The organism is Salibacter sp. (assembly GCF_031581065.1).
Taxonomy (GTDB): Bacteria; Bacteroidota; Bacteroidia; order Flavobacteriales_G; family Salibacteraceae; genus Salibacter.
Window position 1 is genome coordinate 35379 of the sequence record NZ_JAVLBN010000002.1, and the last position, 19239, is coordinate 54617.

General features: G+C 40.7%; 13 protein-coding genes. 3 read left to right on the plus strand and 10 right to left on the minus strand.

What is annotated here, in order from left to right; translation table 11 throughout:
- Nucleotides 1-9: 9 nt before the first annotated feature.
- The 7 genes from RI557_RS00800 to RI557_RS00830 form a co-directional block, all read right to left on the minus strand.
- Nucleotides 10-6333, minus strand: a complete 6324-nt coding sequence (locus RI557_RS00800) for an SPOR domain-containing protein (RefSeq protein WP_310681468.1) — start codon at nucleotides 6331-6333, stop codon at nucleotides 10-12.
- A 7-nt stretch (nucleotides 6334-6340) separates the two neighbouring features.
- A complete protein-coding gene (gene plsY, locus RI557_RS00805; RefSeq protein ID WP_310681470.1) occupies nucleotides 6341-6973 on the minus strand; it encodes a glycerol-3-phosphate 1-O-acyltransferase PlsY in 633 nt (210 codons plus the stop codon).
- A 32-nt stretch (nucleotides 6974-7005) separates the two neighbouring features.
- Nucleotides 7006-11499 (minus strand): hypothetical protein, encoded by a 4494-nt coding sequence (locus RI557_RS00810; protein ID WP_310681472.1) that lies wholly within the window; start codon nucleotides 11497-11499, stop codon nucleotides 7006-7008.
- A 6-nt stretch (nucleotides 11500-11505) separates the two neighbouring features.
- Nucleotides 11506-12342 (minus strand): 50S ribosomal protein L11 methyltransferase, encoded by an 837-nt coding sequence (prmA, locus tag RI557_RS00815; protein ID WP_310681473.1) that lies wholly within the window; start codon nucleotides 12340-12342, stop codon nucleotides 11506-11508.
- Nucleotides 12339-13094 carry a triose-phosphate isomerase gene (gene tpiA / locus RI557_RS00820; RefSeq protein ID WP_310667277.1) on the minus strand — a complete coding sequence of 252 codons (756 nt, stop codon included), beginning with the start codon at nucleotides 13092-13094 and terminating at the stop codon, nucleotides 12339-12341. The genes prmA and tpiA overlap by 4 nt, the downstream gene beginning before the upstream one ends.
- A complete protein-coding gene (locus RI557_RS00825; RefSeq protein ID WP_310681474.1) occupies nucleotides 13091-14464 on the minus strand; it encodes a DoxX family protein in 1374 nt (457 codons plus the stop codon). The genes tpiA and RI557_RS00825 overlap by 4 nt, the downstream gene beginning before the upstream one ends.
- A 65-nt stretch (nucleotides 14465-14529) precedes the next feature.
- Nucleotides 14530-15075 (minus strand): DUF1599 domain-containing protein, encoded by a 546-nt coding sequence (locus RI557_RS00830; protein WP_310667273.1) that lies wholly within the window; start codon nucleotides 15073-15075, stop codon nucleotides 14530-14532.
- Nucleotides 15076-15097: 22 nt separating this feature from the next.
- Here RI557_RS00830 and folP point away from each other — a divergent pair, with 22 nt between their 5' ends.
- Together folP and cdaA are read left to right on the plus strand one after the other, a co-directional pair.
- On the plus strand, nucleotides 15098-15955 hold the full coding sequence (gene folP / locus RI557_RS00835) for a dihydropteroate synthase (protein ID WP_310667271.1): 858 nt from the start codon (nucleotides 15098-15100) through the stop codon (nucleotides 15953-15955).
- Nucleotides 15956-15969: 14 nt separating this feature from the next.
- Complete coding sequence (gene cdaA, locus RI557_RS00840; protein WP_310667269.1) at nucleotides 15970-16749, plus strand: diadenylate cyclase CdaA; 780 nt, start codon at nucleotides 15970-15972, stop codon at nucleotides 16747-16749.
- A 4-nt stretch (nucleotides 16750-16753) separates the two neighbouring features.
- Here cdaA and RI557_RS00845 read toward each other — a convergent pair whose 3' ends face one another.
- Genes RI557_RS00845 through ruvX form a run of 3 tightly spaced genes read right to left on the minus strand, consistent with a single transcriptional unit; the run spans nucleotide 16754 to nucleotide 18342 of the window.
- On the minus strand, nucleotides 16754-17323 hold the full coding sequence (locus tag RI557_RS00845) for a tetratricopeptide repeat protein (RefSeq protein ID WP_310667267.1): 570 nt from the start codon (nucleotides 17321-17323) through the stop codon (nucleotides 16754-16756).
- An 11-nt stretch (nucleotides 17324-17334) separates the two neighbouring features.
- On the minus strand, nucleotides 17335-17919 hold the full coding sequence (def, locus tag RI557_RS00850) for a peptide deformylase (RefSeq protein WP_310667265.1): 585 nt from the start codon (nucleotides 17917-17919) through the stop codon (nucleotides 17335-17337).
- A gap of 9 nt (nucleotides 17920-17928) precedes the next feature.
- Entirely contained in the window at nucleotides 17929-18342 is a 414-nt protein-coding gene (ruvX, locus tag RI557_RS00855; protein ID WP_310667263.1) for a Holliday junction resolvase RuvX, read from the minus strand.
- 78 nt (nucleotides 18343-18420) lie between these two features.
- On the opposite strand from ruvX, the gene RI557_RS00860 reads away from it, so the two are divergent.
- Nucleotides 18421-19227 (plus strand): 2,3,4,5-tetrahydropyridine-2,6-dicarboxylate N-succinyltransferase, encoded by an 807-nt coding sequence (locus RI557_RS00860; RefSeq protein WP_310667261.1) that lies wholly within the window; start codon nucleotides 18421-18423, stop codon nucleotides 19225-19227.
- Nucleotides 19228-19239 lie beyond the last annotated feature (12 nt).

Here is a 19239-nt window from a genome sequence, read left to right on the forward strand (position 1 = left end):
CTGTCCATTTTATTCACTTCGTACAAATTTAACAACATTTGGTTGCTTCATTCTTTTTTCCCTCAATTCGCGGGCCAAATTTTGTGCTTCGTCTTCACTGTCAAATTTACCAATTTGATAGCGAGTTTCATTACCATCTTCCTGAATATTGATTCCGCGCGATGTCATGTTGAGGATTTCTCTCGCCTGCTCAATTGGAACCTGGCCTTCATATGGGCCAACCTGCACAGTAAACTGTCCCTGCTCTATTCCCTCTGGCGCTTCGGTTACGGTAGTTGGTTTTTCGGTTTGGTTCTGATCATTAGTTGTTTCTTGAGGAGTTTCGTCTGTCTTGTTTTCTTCACGGTCAGAGCCGAGCTCAAGAGCGCGCTTTATGGTAATACGCTCACCCTGGTAGTAAGCTGTGACGAATGCATCAGGAATGGTTTGTCGCACCTGATTTTTGGCTTCAACGGCATTTTCGAGATCAGCGTAAATTCCGGTTGAGTAACGAACTGTTCCATTACCCATGTTGTCGCGGTTGAGCGGATTGAAGTTGAAATTGTCTCGCGGTTCTACATTGTCGCGGAAAACGCCAATTTGTACTGTAAAGAACAACTCTCCACGATTTTCAACTGAAGTGATCTGGATATTTGAAGGATTTTCTTCGATTGCGAAATCGATTGGTGAAACCGGCAGAATAACTTCTTTGGCGAGATTGCGCTGCTGTGCTGCACGAGCTTCTTCAGTGATTCCTGCAGGTTGTGTCGTTTCCTGCTGGGCTACTTGTTCGCCACCTTCAGCATTTCTGGCCTGAGTTACTGAAATGCGATCTCCGTTGTTGTAAGCTACGACAAACGCATCACTGTAGCCAAATGAACGAATGATGTCTTTTGCCTCATCAGCGCTGTTATAATCAGAAAAAAGTCCGGCAAAATAGCGCGTAATTCCATTGCCTGCTGTTTCACCCATAATTGGCTGAATGCCGGCAAAAGTGTTTTGCGGAATCGGGTTTCTGAATGCTCCGATTTGTACTCGGTATGCAATACCCTGTGGCATTTCAGCATTGATCGGAATTGGATTATTTTCACTGTAAGCTGATCCGTCAACTTCACTCGAAAACAACGAGCCATTGAGGTTGCGCGGGAATTCTGTAAGTCCGCTTGCCGAGCCGCTCAGCTCAACTCTATCGGGTTGTGTTTCAGTTGCTGTTTCCTGAGGTGCTTCCTCCTCCGTAGATTCAGGAAGTTCCTTTTCTTCACCCTGTGCTATTTGTTGTTCCTGTTCTTCGCTCGGTTCTGACAGTGGTTCATCTGCTTCTTCAGCCTGAGTTCCCAACGTTTTGAAATTTTGACCAACATAAGCGAGCGTGTTTTCGCGCATGCGCTCATCTTCTATTTCGTTGAGCTCTTTTCTCGCCATGTTGAGATCGTAATAAGCTTCTCCCTCTTTTTGGCGACCTTCAACAAATAGTTCTTCAGATTCACGCATCAAATCTTCGCTCTGGTCACGCAGTTGTTCGATCTCCTGTTCATCTCCGTTTTGAGCTTGCAGTTCGTTAGCGCGTTTTGCTTTTTGTTCTGCTTCTGTCTGCTTTTGTTGCGCTTTTTCGTAGATGACAGTCGCTTCCTGAATTTTTGTGTCGTAATCTTCTTTTGCCTGCTGGTAATTTTGATATGGTTCTGACTGTTGAATTTCCTGCTGTTCGTTTTCGGTCAGAACCTTCTCTGATGACGACATATCAACAACCAGTTTTTTGGACATCGGGCTGGAAAGTGTGAGCACTTTCTCTTCCAGTGGTTTCACATCATCAGCCAAATCACGCATTTTTTGAGCATCTTCTTTTTGGTCCTCTGCCCTAACATCAAGCACCTCGGCCTGTCGTAATAGTTGATCGCGATCTTTCCTCTTAGCGTTTCCTGCCTGGTCGCGCAAGTCACTTGCCTCTTGTTCGAGGAGTTGTGCTTCACGATCGAGAGCTTGAGCACTATCCTGATATGTTTCGCTCATCAAGTCGCTTTCAGGATATTGCATCGCCAGTTTTTTCGCTTTTTTAGATTGTTCAAATTTGTACTGTTTGCGCTCTAATACATCGCTGTAATTGTTGATTTGCTGCTGAACATTTTCTCTTGTTGCTTCGATCTCTTTACGATCTCTGCGTTTTGCATCGCGAGCGGCATCACTTAAACTATCACGAGCCGAAAGCAGTGAATCGTAACGAACCTCAGCTCGTTTGTACTCTTGTTCAAACTTGTTGACTTCATTGGTCAGAGCCTTATCGACAGCAGCGTTTTTTTGAATTTTAAAATCATCTGATCGAGCTGTTTCACCTGATGAAGACCCTCCCTGAGAGTAATTAGTAGAAACAACTATTTGCATTTGCTCGTCTTCATCATCAAAGGAGGTTTCTTCGCTGGCAAACTCCTCTTCAGGTTGTTGTTCCGGTTCTGATTGTTGTTCTTCCTGTACAGGCGGTTCTTCTGTTTCCGTTTCCGGTTCAGATTCTGCTTGTGGTTCTATTTCTTCTTCCTGAGTCACAGTTTCAGGAGTTTCAGCATCGGCAATTTCTTCACTGCCTTCAGATTCATCGAGTTGAGCGATAACACGATCATTCAATTCAATTTGTCTTTCCTTGGAACGCTTTTGTGTTTGAAGCTCTTCGAGTTTATCATTGAGCGCTTCTCGCGTTTCATCACTACCCGCCTTGTTGATGTTGTATTTGATGACTGCGATTTCTTTTTCAATATCAGCGAGCCATTCTTCATTGATAGACTTTACTTTTTGTGCTCTTTCGAGCTGTGAGTCGTACTCGATATTGTTTATTTTATCGCTGTATTGCTGGCGGTATTTAGACTCGCCAAGTGTGAAGTTTTCATTGCGGAGTTCTTCTTCAGTATAATTTCCAAATTCTCCACTTTCTTCAGTCTGAGTTTGATCTTCAGCTTCTGCCGGTTCGGTTTCCTGGGCTAAAGTTTCTTCTTCAGTTGGCTCTTCCTCCTCAGTTTCTTCAGGCTGAGCTTGATCTTCAGCTTCTGCCGGTTCTGTTTCCTGAGCTAAGGTTTCTTCTTCAGTAGGTTGTTCTTCTGTCTCCTGGACTGCAACAGACGATTGCTCTTCCTGCTCAGGCTCCTGTGATTCTTCAGTATCTTGAGTTTCTTCCTGAGCGATGATTTCTTCTGGTTGTTCCTCTGTTTCTTCTACAACAGGCGTTTCATTCTGCTCTTCCGTTTCAGGTTGTGAGGCTTGTTGCTCAACTGGTTCTGACTGTGCTAATTGTTCTCCTTCATCAACTGATGGCTGTTGAGATTCAAACTCAGATGCTAGGGTCAATAATTCATGATTGTAATCAGAAAAGTCTTTCTTGATTTTTTCTGTATTCTCGAGTGCCTGGAGTTCGTTTTGTAGTTTTTGGTATTCTGCAGAACCTTCCTCGACTTCATTCATGCTCTGCTCGATCTCTTCTTTGTAATTGGCAACATCCTGAATGTAGCGCTCATTGACATCATTGAGGTCGCGGAGTTTACCCGTTACAGTAGAATCAGAAACACTTCCGTAATCAAAGAAGTACTTGTCCTCGAGATCCTGAACAGATGTGTATTCCATCATGTCGTTATCTGGAAGATAATCCTGTAGTGTCTTTCGGTTCTGATCAAATTCCTCTTTTGTTTGGTTGAGTTGGTTATTGACTTCAGCTCGCTCACTCTTTAGTCTTGAAAGTTCACGCTCTTTTTTTCCAGAAAGGTTTTCTTGGTCTTCAAGCTCGTCAATTTCATTTTCAATTGTTTCCAGCTTATCTTGCTGAACCTGAGTTTTAGCTAACAGGCTTTTATCTTTTTGCGGAATGGAAGCTGCCTGTTCTTCTTTTTCAGCAAAGTACGGTTCGTAATCTTCAGGGATCTGATTCTTTGGTTTAGTGACTTCACGTTCAGAACCGGCAGGATCTTCAGTTTCCGCTTGCTGGGTTGACTCCTGAACTTCATCCGGTTCAGTTTGCTCAGTAGATTCACTTTCCGTTGGCTCTTCTGTATCCTGAGCCTGATCAGTTTCACCAGGACTCTGCTGGGCGAGTTGCAATGAATCATCCTCGAGTTCAACATCTTTGATTTCTAGGGCCTCTTTCGTTTCCAGGATAGCAATAGATTCTTCATCTGTACGTCTTTCGAGGTCACGCTTTTGTTGATCTGGAATATCCTGAACTTCAACATCTTTTAACCCTTTAGAGACATCATCCATGTAAGCTAAATGCTTCTGGCTCTGATCAGCCTTAGTGGTTTGTTTTTTTAGTTTTGGTTCAACTCTCTCAAGTTCAGATTTGACATCTTCCAGCTCTGCTTTGGCATTTTGTGCTTGCAATTCATACTGTTCGCGGTCGCGTTTTTTGCGAGCTCTTTCAGCCTGTCCCTCGTAAAAGTCGATGTTCTTTTCAGTTTCTTTTTCTGCCGCCTGCAAATCGGCATAGCGGTTTCTCAACTCGCGGGCATTTGTTTCATTGCGCTCTGACTGATCTCTGAAATTTCTCTTTGCAACAGTTAAAGGTTCTTTTTTAGGGATCAGTTTTTGAGAATTGAGCTCCTCGTAATTTTTGATGATTTCTTCACGGTTATTGTTGCTCTTAAAATCTTTGAGCTGTGTTCCCGTATTACGGTAGCGTTCTTCGTCTTTTTCTGCCTTGATTCGCTCTCGCTCGAGTTGCTGAGCCAAAGCTGTTGAAGTGTTTGCTTCAAAAACAAGTTGCTCGTACTGTTCTTTTCTATCCTTTGAAAGTTGGCCTTCATTTTTGAGTTGCTCTGCTTGATCGAGTTTGTCAGATGCCAGTTGATAGGCCTTATCGCGCAAGTCTGCAAATTCATTTTTGCGTTCCTCGAGTTTATTCGCTCCCTCTTCAACCTCAGCTATGATTTCATCATTTGTTTTGTTGATGTTTTTGGAAACTTTTGTTGGCGACAACGAAGCTGAGTTGCTGAGGAAATTGGCCATCAATTCTTCATCAGCATCAGTAGCTTTTTCATCGAAAAGATTTTTGATGATCAAGCGGTCAGAACCGTTTTCATCAACGATTTTCATTTCCTGCTTGAGTGGTCTCAACTCGGTTAGCTCTGGAACTTCAACCATGCCGGCATGAGTGACATCAGAATTATCAGGTTTTACGAGGAATCGGTATTTCTCGCCACCTTTTAGTTGAAAAACGTAACTGCCGTCCTTTAGATCTGATTTGTACGTTCCCACTTCTTCCTCTGAAGGCATTCGTTGAACAGTTATATTGGCAAGGTCGTACTTCTCACTTTCAAACTTACCGGAGAGGATTACCTGCTGCAATGGACGTTTCACCGGATCGATCGTGTAAACATTGACTTTTCCAAAGTCATTGTTTCGCGAACTGGTGAAAATTGCTTCTTTTTCATCTGGAGAAACTGCGTAGAGGAAATCGTCATCGGGAGTATTGATGGCGTAGTCCATATTTTCAGGATCTGACCATGAATTTGTTGCCGGGTCAAATTCAGATTTAAAAATATCATACCCTCCCATGCTGGTGTGACCTTTTGAAGCGAAATACAGCGTATTGGTACTGTAATCGAAAAATGGGAATTCCTCATTGTAAGGTGTGTTGATGGAGCGCGGTAATTTTGTTTGATCTTTTAATTCTCCGTTTTCATTGACGCGTGCAAAATAGATATCGAGTCCAGACTCGCCTTCTTCACCGTATGATGCGTACCACACTGTATCACGATCGTTGTGCTTGTACATGATTCCTTTGTACTCGCGATCTTTATCTTCATCGGTCAAAATTGAGTTGAGTGTCTTGAGGAATTTATAAGGCGCATTTTCAAACTTGTAGCTCAGGTAAAAATCTGACCGGGAGATTGATTTGACATTTTTGACAATTGGCTGAGTTACGTTTTGAAAAAGCATTTTTCCATTTTGACACATTTGAATCTTACGGAATGTGTTCAAATCCTCAACTGTACGATTCCTTCCTTTGTCTTTGAATTGTTCGTAAAAGTTAATCGCTTTATCAAACCTGTAGTTGTAGTGATAACCCTGAGCAGCGTAGTAAAAGCCTAATGGTTCAACATCAGGCCTACTCACAGCGTAGTCGAGATATTTGAGCGCTTTGGTTTTATCTGGACTCGTGTAAAGAATACACGCTCCATATTTGAAGTTGTAATTCGGCTCTTTTGGATAGAGCGAGACCAAATTACTGTAGAGTTTTTTTGCTTCGCTGTATTGCCCCTTTTCAAACAGCTCTTGCGCTCTTTTTTCTGTTTCTTTGGTATCACGATCCTGGGCTACTACTGTTATTGTGAAAAACAGTGTAGCAAACAGCAATACCAATTTGCCCCCATTTATAAACATTTGTGATCTATTGTTCTTTCTTTCTAAAATTCACTTTCGACTCTTCATTTTTTAATAGTCTTTGAATGTTTTTTCTGTGCGTTATTATTACAGCTACTGCTACCAGTATTGAAAAGACAGTCAAAGCCGGGGTTGAATTTTCTATTGCAAAGATGATGATAAATGGGAAACTTATAGCTGCGGTCATAGAGGAAACCGAAACTATTTTTGACATGAAAATCACCAAAGTAAAGACTCCCAAGCAAACTAATGAGGCTTGAGGCTGCACTGCGAGCATAAAACCGAGTAAAGTAGCAACTCCTTTTCCGCCTTTAAATTGAGCAAAAACCGGAAAAACGTGTCCTAAGAGTGCTACTGTCCCCAGCGCTAACTGAAATGCGATAAACGATGACTCTGAAATTTCGTAAGGAGCTAAATACGCAAGGCGAACTGCAAAAAATCCTTTTAATACGTCAACAATCAGAACCGGAACTCCAACTTTTGCACCCAGTATCCTAATTGTGTTAGTTGCTCCGGCATTTCCACTTCCATATTGGCGTACATCAATTGAGTAGAACAACTTACCAAGCCAAACTGAAGTTGGTATTGATCCTATCAAATAAGCTAAAAGAATAAATGTAGCTGTTATGTAGAGCGGCATAATTCGTCTTTAGTTGCTTGCAAATTAAGAATTTATTCAATCTTTTCGAATTTTCGCATTGCTTCACTTTTGAGCCTCCTGCTACCAATCTGATACACAAATTGTTTACGCATTTCTTTATCTGCTTTGATTCTGCGATCATCCATCTTGAGATCGTTGAGCGTTGTTTTGAACTCTTTGTTATCAGTGTGAATTTGCATGATACCGGTAGAAGCTCTGTAATCGAGTATGTAAAAGTGTTGTGGCAAATCCAGGTAAATCATGAAATCAGTTCCTCTGCGTTTATTTTCGAAAGAGATTCCTCCTTTGACATACTTGTTGAGCATTTCATCACCTAATGACCCCAAACCGATATTGCCATCTGTAACGTAGTAATCATTTTCAGCATCGTATTTCATCTCGATATCACTGAAGAAGAAACTCGACTCAATCTCTTCAGGAAGTTTAACTCTTTTCCCGAGACTCATTCTACCTAACAACTCATCAGCCTCTTCTTTGCCCACATAATTACGCAAGGCAGTTGTGTAAAGCTGATTATCAATATTGACAGGTTTCATATCTTTTGCTTCCTGAATTTCTTTTACAAGTATATCGAGCAATTTGTCATCGAAAAGGAAATCCATTCTCAATAAGTAGTGCATACTTAGATTTTTGTTCACGGTATTGAATGTGTAGGTTCCAACCGGTTCCACTCCAACTCTTCCAGTTTCAAAAGTAACATCCATTTTACCTTCTCCTTCCAGCAGGCACGACTCTGTATTCAATGCCACATAGTTACCGGGCATAGAGCGCTCATTGAGTTTTTGAAAACTGGAAATGCGGTATTCTTTTGTAGGTTCATTGTAAACGAGGTAACCGCGTGCTTTAACGACTTCAATATCTTTTTCAGAATAAGGTGAAGAGAGATATGTGCCATATACACTTCCCGAATCTGTTGGAAGCACCAGTCCGTTCGTGATTAAGTTTCCATTTTCATTTTTCGCTTCATCCTCAATTTCAATATTGATATCCATGGGATCAATTCTACTCTCAAAGGCAAACCATTGTGTTGGTAAGTTTGAACAACCGTGTTTGATGATAGCACTTCCTTTAAAAAGCAAATTTTTCTCGGCTGCTTCCAGTTCAACATCCCCTTTAAAACCAAACTGCGGACTCAGTGTAAACTCATCTTCTGGTAAGATTTTTCCAAAAGCCACGGTTTGTCGCTCATCGTTTGCTTTAATGGTATTGAAGTGAATTTGTTGAGTTGTTCCGTTCAGATCCTTGTAATTGTAATCGCCATTTCCGGCATAATCCCATCTACTGGAGATGTCAACAGTAGCATTGAAAACTGTGTGATATTTTGTTTTGGTGTTAGCAATTACGCGAGCAGAGTCAAGGGTTTTCATTTTTGCGTTTTTGTTCACCGTCACTTTACCGTCTCCGGGAATGATTGAAGCATCGGCAACGTTGATGTTTTCCACTTTTTTGGCTCGGATCTGAACATCAGATGCATTGTAAATTGCTGCCTTAGCGAAGAATCTTAGAGAATCCTGTTTTGGGTGAGTACTCACAAACTCAGCACCTTCAACCTGAACGGCATCAGCTCCCTGAGCTCTTGTTCCGCCTTCAGCTGAATATTCGAATTCGTCACGATCCATATACCAGGTAAACCTATCGAGGTAAGCTTGATAAAGCGTAGCTCCAAATTTCGTTAAACTGCGACCTGTATTTGAAATAAACTCTCCTTTTCGATCCTGAAAATTGACCTTGGCCTGAAGGTTTTCTGAGCTGAAGTTCACATCTCCAAACATCTCTTTTTGAAGCTCAAAATCAGATGTATCGGCTGTGAGCTCCAGTAGCTTGAATTTCATGTTTTCAGAATAGAGGTTAGCACCGCTAAAGCTGTTTTTTCCACTCCCGCTCATTCCGGTTGGTGTGTACCGAATAGTTCCTGTATGCTCAGCTGTACCGGCATACATGCTTATTGGATCACGTCCTTTAATTGAGGATACTTCCATTTTGTCTTTATAGGGCATCCAATGAAGGTATGTACTATCAGCACTTACATTTGGGTATTCGACAGGTGCTTTTTGCTCTTCAACATTGAATGATTCTGTGACACCATTTACTGAATCCGGATAAAAAATAAATCCTTTAGATTTTGCACTCGAGGTAAGATATTTGATAGATCCGTTACCTTTAAGTCCTTCGTTACTGAGTTTTAGCTCATCTCTAAAAACGCCTTTTCCTCCGTAAGCTTGCAATCCTTCAGGACCTGTTTCGCGCTTGAAACCGAGTGAATAATCTTCCTGTAAACGGAGCGTTTCTTCCAGATCAGGGAAAATATCACCTGAACTAAAGGTTCCGTCAAATCGAATTTGTTCGTTTTTGAATTTATCGAGACTATCCAGCTCAAACGGTTCTAGCTGGAAATTAAACTTATCGCGATCGTATGCGCCACCCAGCACAGCGTTCTGATCGTAATAAGCATAAGACTCCTGCTCACTGGTAAATACCGGATAACGCGGATTATTCTTCAACCCTGATTTATTCCCCGGCTTATCGATTTCGAGTCCGCCACGCAAATCTTGAATGAGGGTTCTAAATTTACCTCGATTATCTCTTTTATTGCTGGTTGCCCATAACTGAAGCGAATCAACGATTGGCATTTTCACTTCAAAACCATCGTAGCTGAATTCAAATTCTTTACCAAAAAACTCAGCTTTACCGGCACTTACCATTCCGCTAAAATTAAAATCGCGGTTCTTTTTCATGACGATTCTACCTTCATCAGGAAAGATTTGCACACGGTGAGAGTCACTTAATAGAATTCTATTGACTCCGTTGATTGTCAGGTCATAATTCAAAAGACTAAGGCTGGCATTTGGCTTTGAATCTTGTTTTGGCAACTTTGATATTATCCTGAGTACATCGTAATCTTTCAGTTTTGACTTGTTGAGTACGTGGTTGTGAACTTTATCAAAGATTTTGATTGTTTTATTGTCACTGTTGTAATCTACATACCTGCGAATTGTATAGCGCAACATCATGGGCTCAACTTGTGTGGGCGGTAACTTCATGCATTCACACATTTGCATGAGTGTAACGGTATTAGTGTCAAATTTTTTGGAGCAACTCCTTATTTCAACTAACGGCAAGCGAGTTCCGGCACCGCTGAGCATATCAAAGTTGCGCTCGCGGAAATAAGAATTTGAGGTAAATGAAGCTTGTTTATCAGACATTTGAGCTGTAAACTTGATCAAAGGATCATCAATATTCCAAACCATGAGCGGAAACTCCATTTCAACTTCGTGAAAAGAGTTGTAATAAGGTGTGGATGACATTCCTTTTGATTGGCGAACAAGGCGGGCTTGTCGTTCATCAGTTAAGAGAGTAAACTTCAATCCGGGATGTGTGATGGAATCTTTATCCAGAATCATAGTGACACGAGCATCACCGGCTACAATTCTGCTTTTTTGTCTGTTTCCCTGTCTTTCATTATCATCAGCACCGGGCTTATCATTTGTTTTATTGAGTGCAATAAGAAAGTTATTGCTCGTCACAATCATGAGTGGATTGGCCTTGTAATTCAATATTAATCTAGCAGGGGTATTTCCCGTTCCGGTGCCCAAAAATTTAGCTCCCTGCTGAGAAAAACCACCATCATAATCTACATTTTTGATAATTCCCTTAATAGGTAAACGCCTTGAGTAACTGCTGAAGCGTGGATAAGATAACATCGATCTTTTAGGTTGCGGAAAAACCTTATCCTCAAACTTTCCCTGAAGTGGATTATCAAAATAATACGAATTGTGAAAAACAACTGAGTCTGCTTCGTACTCAGGGTGGCGCATGTCTATTTTGTAATCAGATAGCTCTGCAAAAACTTCATTTGGAGCAAAGCCTACTCGTTCCCATGTTACTTTTCCATTTTTACCGGTCCACTCTTCTTCTTCAACATCATAAACTCCACTCGTTGAAAGAATTTTAATGCTATCTCCTTTTGAATGACATATTAGATCAATTTCGTTGGTTTCAATGATCGGCTTACCATCGTATTTGAGCGTCCATGAGCCACTTCGTGTAAACCATTTGACAGATCCTGTTCGGGTTTGATAGAATGAGTTGTCCTTGAATAAATAACGACTAAATTCAATAAACCTTGTCAGATCCCTTTTATTCCGCCTGTCATCATCCATTTCATCGATGACTGAATTCCAGGGTTTGAATCTTTTTCCAAACTGTCCCTGGTTATGCAAATTAATAATCGCCCAAAAGTAATCGTGAAGATCAGGGAAGGAGCGAAAACGCAATTCATTGGTAAAGTTCTTTGTGTTATCAATGATGATTTTTTGATCATCTCCCGAGAGTTGCTCGAGAAAAATGGGCTCTAAATTATCTATCAATTCTTTGGTTTCGCGGTTATTGGATCTCCCCATCAATTTATCGAGATCCTTGATGAAATCTTCAGGTTCGTTAGAAAAATCCTGTGCTGATCCAGCCAGCGATAACAAAACAAAAATGACAGATAATAAAATTCGCATAATTACTTATTCCTTTTTGTAGAGCACGTTTGCCCATTTATCTTTCGTGGTCATATCAACATGAATCAGGCCAAGCTTTTGCGCTGTTTCATCAACAACAGGCACATCGCTATCGTAAAACCCACTAGTCAACAAAACTCCACCTTTTTTGAGCAGCGCTGCATAATATTCCAAATGCCTTAAAATAATGTTGCGATTGATATTCGCGATAATCATATCGAACTTATCATCAGCTGGAACCACATCAATATCACCTAAACGAACATCAATACCGGGCGTATTATTGATCACTATATTTTCTTCAGAACTCCTCACCGACCATTCATCAATATCAACTGCAAGAATATCTCCGGCTCCACGCTTTTTGGCTATGATTGCGAGGATTGAGGTTCCGCAGCCCATATCGAGAATTCGTTTATCGGTCAGATCCATATCCAACAGTCGCTCAGCTATGAGAGCTGTGGTAGCATGATGCCCCGTACCAAAAGCCATTTTGGGCTCGATGACCAATTCCATCTCTACGGAGTCATCGGCTTCGTGGAATGGGGCTCTGACCAATAGTTTTTTTCCAATTCTAATGGGTTCAAAGTTTCTTTCCCACTCAGCATTCCAATTTTGATCAGCAATTGTTTTGGTGGTGTAATTGACCTGAACGTGATTGGGTAACTGATTAATCAACGCATCGAGATCAGTTTCGCTGTACTTGTCTTCTGAGACATAAGCTAAAAGTTTGTCGTTTTCTTCAGAGAAACTCTCGTAACCCAAATCGGCCAGATCCTGTGGTAGTAAGTCTGCCCACGGTTCTGACGGTTGTATCGTAAATGCGACTTCTATCCAATTCATGAGCGCATTTCAATCAGTTTCACGAAGTCTTCAGCAACGAGCGAGGCACCGCCTATTAGACCACCATCGATATCAGGTTGAGCGAATAAGCCTTTGGCATTAGCCGGTTTGCAGCTACCTCCGTATAAAATAGAGATGGACTTAGCTATCTCTTCACCATATTGATCAGCTAAAAGTTTTCTGATGAATGCGTGAACTTCCTGGGCCTGCTCAGGAGTTGCTGTTTCACCTGTACCGATTGCCCAAACGGGTTCGTAAGCAACCACTACTTTTTTCATACTCTCTTCATCGAGATGGAAAAGTGCTTTTGCTATTTGATTTTCGATGACCTCAAAGTGCTCTCCTGATTTGCGTTGATCGAGCGACTCACCAACGCAATAGATTGGTTCCAGATCATACTTAAGCGCTTTGTTGACTTTTTCGCTGAGGATGAGTTCCTTTTCGCCAAAATACTCTCTGCGTTCTGAATGGCCTATGATGACCATATCAGCATTCACAGAAGCGATCATTTGAGCTGATATTTCGCCTGTATAAGCGCCTTTATCGTAGTGAGAGCAGTTTTGTGCAGCGACCTTTACATTTGAGAAATCGGCACACATTCGTGCTACTTCTTCGAGATAAAGGTAAGGTGGAGCAAAAACTACTTTAGTTGATGTATCGGGTAATTTCTTTAAAACAGAAGAAACGAGATCAAGAGCCTCGTTTCTACTTTTATTCATTTTCCAGTTTCCTGCAATTATTTTTTCACTCATGATGAAGCTTGAACTTGGTTTTTAAGCTCCTCAAAAGTAGGAATATCATTGTGATGCCACTTCCCTTTTACTGTTCCGTTTTTCAACAATACGAGTCCGGGATTACTTCTAATAATTGTTTTGAGCGTTGTGGCATCGCATGTTAAGTAAGGAAACATGAGTTGATATTTATGTCTAAATTCATCAATTTCACCCGGCAATGCTGCTGTTAGTCCATAAACATTGAAGTTGCTTTGCATCGCAATTTCACTGAGCTTCTTCACATCATTCATTGCGCCAGTCTCGGTTTTGCTCATATCGTACTGTACCCAAAATAGTACGTAATCCTGATTTAGAATCATGGTTGTATAATCTTCTCCAGACTCCGGATCTTCGAGAACAAAGTCGTGAATTGGCGGTATGTATCCTTCTTCTACAAGAAACTGGTCACTGGTTTCAACAATCTTGAGCTGTTTATCTTTCCATATTTCGTCTTCGAGGTATTTATCAGAACTCACAACTTTTGTTTTACCGGTAATGGTATCTTTCATCGTGTAGTTGACCGCATATTGAGGTGGTTTTTTTCCCTCGGGAATTGTCATTCCTTCTTCTATATTTTTACCAATGGCATAAGGTCTAAAATCCTCAACCGGTAAATGTGCGTAAGCGTAATAAGTAAATCCGCCAGAGACGAGCAAAACAGCTATTGCCATTACCCAGCCTCTATTTTCGTCACTGGTTGAAAGGCGCTTGATTGTCAACATAATGACAAATGTGACAAGCGTAAATACTACCGGGAAAAACCATTCGAGAACAAAAATTGAAAAGCTTCCAAGGATTACGATACTGATGGCGTAGATGAATAGATCTCTCGAATGAGAATTTGGCACTACCCGGTTCCGACCAATAAACATGATTACTGTAAAAACAAGCAGAACTAAATCTTTCAAAAAGCTTTGAAATGGTGTGAGCATCAACGCATCTCCAAAACATCCACAGTCTTTAAAATAGTGAATGTTTTCAGCACTAAAACCGAGAATGCCCTCAAAGGTACCGGTTAAAGATGTATCAGGATTTTCAAAAAACCAGTTTCCAATAGCGGTGTAACCGGTGAGAAATGTGAAGAATATCATTAATATGAGTAGCGCCCAACTATTGAGTTTAAATTTTTCACCCGCTAGCGTGGCAAAGCCAAGGAGAATTTCAGCAATGGCTACAATCATTGCCAGGCCTACCTCCCAACCCTGGAAAATTACCCAATTCAGCACATCCTCAGCAAAGTACTCTTCGAGTTTATAGGAAAAACCAGTTGTATCGTTGGCTTTTATGAGTCCGGATACGATAAATAGCGATCCGACTAAAATTCTTGAGATAAACAGTAACCATTTCATATTTGCAATATTTACGCTCGAATTTAAAACCTTTTCACAGCTCTGCCATGCAGCTTAACAGCATTTTAACGCTGAGCTTCTTCCAATTGTATGAGGGCGAAAACTGAATAGTTGATGATATCCATATAATTTGCATCAATCCCCTCACTTACAAGGGTTTTGCCTTCGTTGTGCTCAATTTGCTTAATGCGTAGGAGTTTCATCAATATTAGATCTGTGAAAGAGCTCACACGCATATCACGCCATGCTTCACCGTAATCGTGATTTTTAGCGAGCATTAGTTCTTTCGTTTTCTCGAAATAATGAAGATAAGCCTTTTTGACTTTTTCATTATCGCCATGTGGCTCCTCTGCTGTTCCCCAATCTAGCTGAATCAATCCCATCAGGCAGTAGTTGATTATCCCGATGTATTCAGGCTCAACTCCTTCGTCAACTTTTGACTCTTCAACTTCTTCAATTGTTTTGATGCGTTTCGCTTTAATATAGATTTGGTCAGTTATGCTGGTAATGCGTAATATACGCCACGCTGTACCGTAATCGTGCATTTTCCTGGTAAAAATATCAGTACATTTGGCGATGATATCATCGTATTGTTGAACAGTTGAATTCATGCTTAAAACCGAGTTTTTAGAAGTGTCGCAAGATAATTTTTTTCACAAAAAGAATTCCCTCAATATTGACGGAAAACTCCACTCACTTTCAGAACCAAAAGTAATGGGGATTTTGAATATCACACCAAATTCGTTTTACGATGGCGGCAAATTGCGATCTGACCATGACATTCTCAAACTGGCAGAGAAACACTTGAAAGAGGGAGCTTATTTTTTAGACATTGGCGGACACTCGACTAAACCCGGAGCTGATGATGTAGCGGTTGAGGAGGAAACCAACAGAGTTTGTGGTGCCGGTGAGGTCATTTTAAAAGAATTCCCAAATGCTATTTTATCAGTTGACACATTCAGATCCAAAGTCGCTGAAAGTGCTGTAAATTCCGGGTTCAAACTCGTAAATGATGTATCGGGCGGAAATTTAGACGTGTCTATGTTCGATACTTTGAGTAGTCTAAAAGTACCTTATATCTTGATGCACATGAGAGGAACTCCTCAAAACATGCAATCGCTGACTGATTATGATAATTTGGCGCGTGATATCATTTCAGACTTATCAGTTAAAGTGAAAAAGCTAACCGAATTAGGGGTTCACGATGTTATCATTGACCCCGGATTTGGATTCAGCAAAACGATCGATCAAAATTTTGAACTACTCAATTCACTCGATTTATTTCACTTGTTAGAATTACCACTTTTGGTAGGTTTATCCAGAAAATCCTCTATCTACAAAACACTGGAAACTGATGCAGAAAATGCGCTTAATGGAACAACGGTTTTGAACACGATTGCACTGCAAAAAGGAGCTTCTATTTTAAGAGTCCACGATGTAAAAGAAGCTGTGGAAGCGATTAAACTTACCCAAAAAATCAAAAAGGCTTAATACCTTTGACGGGAATGATCAATCCATTATTCATATCGCTCAGGTTACTCGATGTTATCGACATCCTGCTCGTTGCTGTATTGCTGTATCAGCTTTACAACCTCGTGAAAGGTACTATCACAATAAGGATTTTAGCCGGTATTGTCGTGGTTCTCGTTATTTGGAAAACGGTTGAAGTTCTCCAGATGGAACTCGTTGCCAACATTTTAGGACAGTTCATTGGGATGGGCGCTATTGCAGTGATCATTATTTTTCAGCCAGAGTTGCGCAAGTTTCTGGTAAGACTTGGAAATCACCAGTTTTTGAGAAAAGCCACCAGAGGTAGTTTCTTCAACTTTTCCTCTATGGAAGCGACTGATGAGCTCGATCACGCTGAAATGAGCAGGGCTATTTGGAACCTCTCGGCTCGCAAAACGGGGGCTCTGATCGTGTTTACACAACGAAATGATTTGAGTAATTACGAATCTACCGGAATTAAATTGAATTCAGATTTTTCAGTTGAGCTCATAGAGAGTATTTTTTACAAAAATAATCCGCTACACGATGGGGCTGTAATTATTGAAGAAAATAAAATTAAAGCTGCCAGTTGTGTTTTACCGGTGAGTGACCGGCAGGATATACCCTCCAAATTTGGATTGCGCCACCGTGCTGCAATAGGAATATCAGAGCACAGTGATGTTAAAGTAATTACAATTTCTGAAGAAACCGGGCAAGTTCATTTCATAGAAAAAGGGAATATCAACCTGATAGATCGAAATTCCCTTGAAAGTGAATTAGATGATTTTCTGTCTTAGTTGATCAACTCGCTTTGTTTTCAGCTTTATTTTTCGCTTCAAACTCCTCGATCAGTTCTTCATCCGTTTTACCTAAATGCTGGATAGCAACTCTCGCTTCCTTGGCAAAAACATGATCAGGATAATTGTCGATCACCTTTTCATAATATTCTCTAGCTTTTCCTTTTTGATTCATGTGGTATTCGTAAACAAAACCCGTCATGTAAACTGTTTCAGGAACTTTAATCCAATTGCTATAATGCTTTGCAATTCTGTTGAAAGTTCCCACAGCTCTATCATAATTTTTGATCGTAATGAAAACATTGGCAGATTTAAAAAGCATTTCAGGAGCAAGTGAATCCTGAGGGTAAGCATCAGCATATGATTTTAAAACTTTTGCCAACCTCTCAGCTCTTCCTTCATAGTTGTTTTCAGGATTTTTTTCGAGGTCTTTCTCAATTTTAGTAATCTCTGAGAGCATTTCTTCTTTAGACATCGGTTCCTTATCAGTCTTCTCTTTTTTACTGTCAGATCCACCATTACCGCAGGCAAAAGTGAATGCAGTCAAAACAAATAGAATAAGTATTCTTTTCATAAAATTTTAATTTATCGTTTTAAAGCGGGGAATTTCATTCTGTAATCAACACTCACAGCACCTTTTGATATGTTACTCAATTTTTTCTTGAGCACTCGTTTTTTCAACGGATTAACATAATCAGTAAACAGTATACCTTCAATGTGATCGTATTCGTGTTGAATAACGCGAGCAATTACTCCTGAGTATGTTTCTTCTAAAAGTTCCCAGTTTTCATCGTAATACTCGATCGTTATCTCAGGTTTTCTCGAAACATCTTCGTGAATACCCGGAATACTGAGACAGCCTTCCTGGAAATTCCATGGCTTTCCATCTTCCTCTATGATTATGGGATTGATGAATACCTTTTTAAAACTTTCGAGTTGTTTGCGTTCCTCTTCAGGCAGTTCATCATCTTCAGCAAACGGTGAAGCATCAACTATAAAAAGCCTGATTGATTTTCCAATTTGAGGAGCAGCCAAACCAACACCATTAGCATTGTACATCGTTTCAAACATGTTTTCGATGAGCTCATCCAGCTTTGGGTAGTCATCCTCAATTTCTTCAGCAACTTTTTTCAACACAGGGTCGCCATAAGCAACAATAGGTAAAATCATAATTTCTTCTTAAAGAGTACGCCCTAAATAGGACTGCAAAATTAACGTAGCACTCACCTTATCCACAAGTTCTTTCTCTCTTCTCTTTTTTTTCTTCACTCCACCTTCCACCATCGACTGCATAGCCATTTTTGAAGTAAAGCGCTCATCCTCCCTTTCAACGTTGATTTTAGGAAAACGTTTTTTCACTCCGCGAATAAAAACCTTTATCTGCTCCTCCACTGCCGATGGTTCGTCATTCATCCTCTTTGGTTCACCAATAACAAGCGTTTCAACATCTTCCTGACTCAGGTATTCTTTGAGAAATTTGAAAATATTTTCGGTCAGAACCGTATCCAGCCCGTTGGTTGATATCTGAAGTGTATCCGTAACCGCAATACCGCATCTCTTCTTCCCGTAATCAATAGCCATTATTCGCGCCATTTGCCAAAAATATTCAATCCTTCTTAAAATGTTGTACACAATTGCGAAATACTACATTTGCAAAAATTTGAATGTTCCATGAGGGAAATAATTGAAAAAGCGTGGGAAGATCGTTCCCTGTTAAAAGATAAAGAGACAGTTAAAAACATTGAAAAAGTCATTGAATCGATAGACGCAGGTGAATTGCGCTGTGCTGAGCCTACAGGTGACGGCTGGAAGGTCAACGAATGGGTTAAAAAAGCTGTTGTTCTTTATTTCCCAACTCGTGAAATGGAAACTATAGAAGTTGGTCCGTTCGAGTTTCACGACAAAATGAAACTCAAAAAAGATTACAAGAAAAGAGGTGTTCGCGTAGTTCCACACGCGATTGCACGCTATGGAGCATATATTTCAGGCAACGTTGTCATGATGCCCAGCTATGTCAACATAGGCGCTTATGTCGATAGCGGCTCAATGGTCGATACCTGGGCTACAGTTGGCAGTTGTGCTCAAATTGGTAAGAATGTACACTTATCGGGCGGAGTTGGAATTGGTGGTGTTTTGGAGCCTCTTCAGGCAAGTCCGGTGATTATTGAAGACAACGCTTTCATAGGATCACGAAGCATTGTGGTTGAAGGGGTTAGAGTTGAAAAAGAAGCTGTTTTGGGTGCAAATGTGGTTCTGACCAAAAGTACACGCATCATTGATGTTTCAGGAGATGAGCCAGTTGAATACAAAGGATATGTTCCCGCTCGTTCAGTTGTAATCCCTGGTAGCGTGACCAAAAAATTCCCGGCCGGAGAGTACAATGTACCTGTGGCTCTCATCATTGGAACAAGAAAAGAAAGCACAGATAAGAAAACCTCATTGAACAATGCACTCCGCGACTACGATGTAGCGGTTTAAACCTTGCGCAGC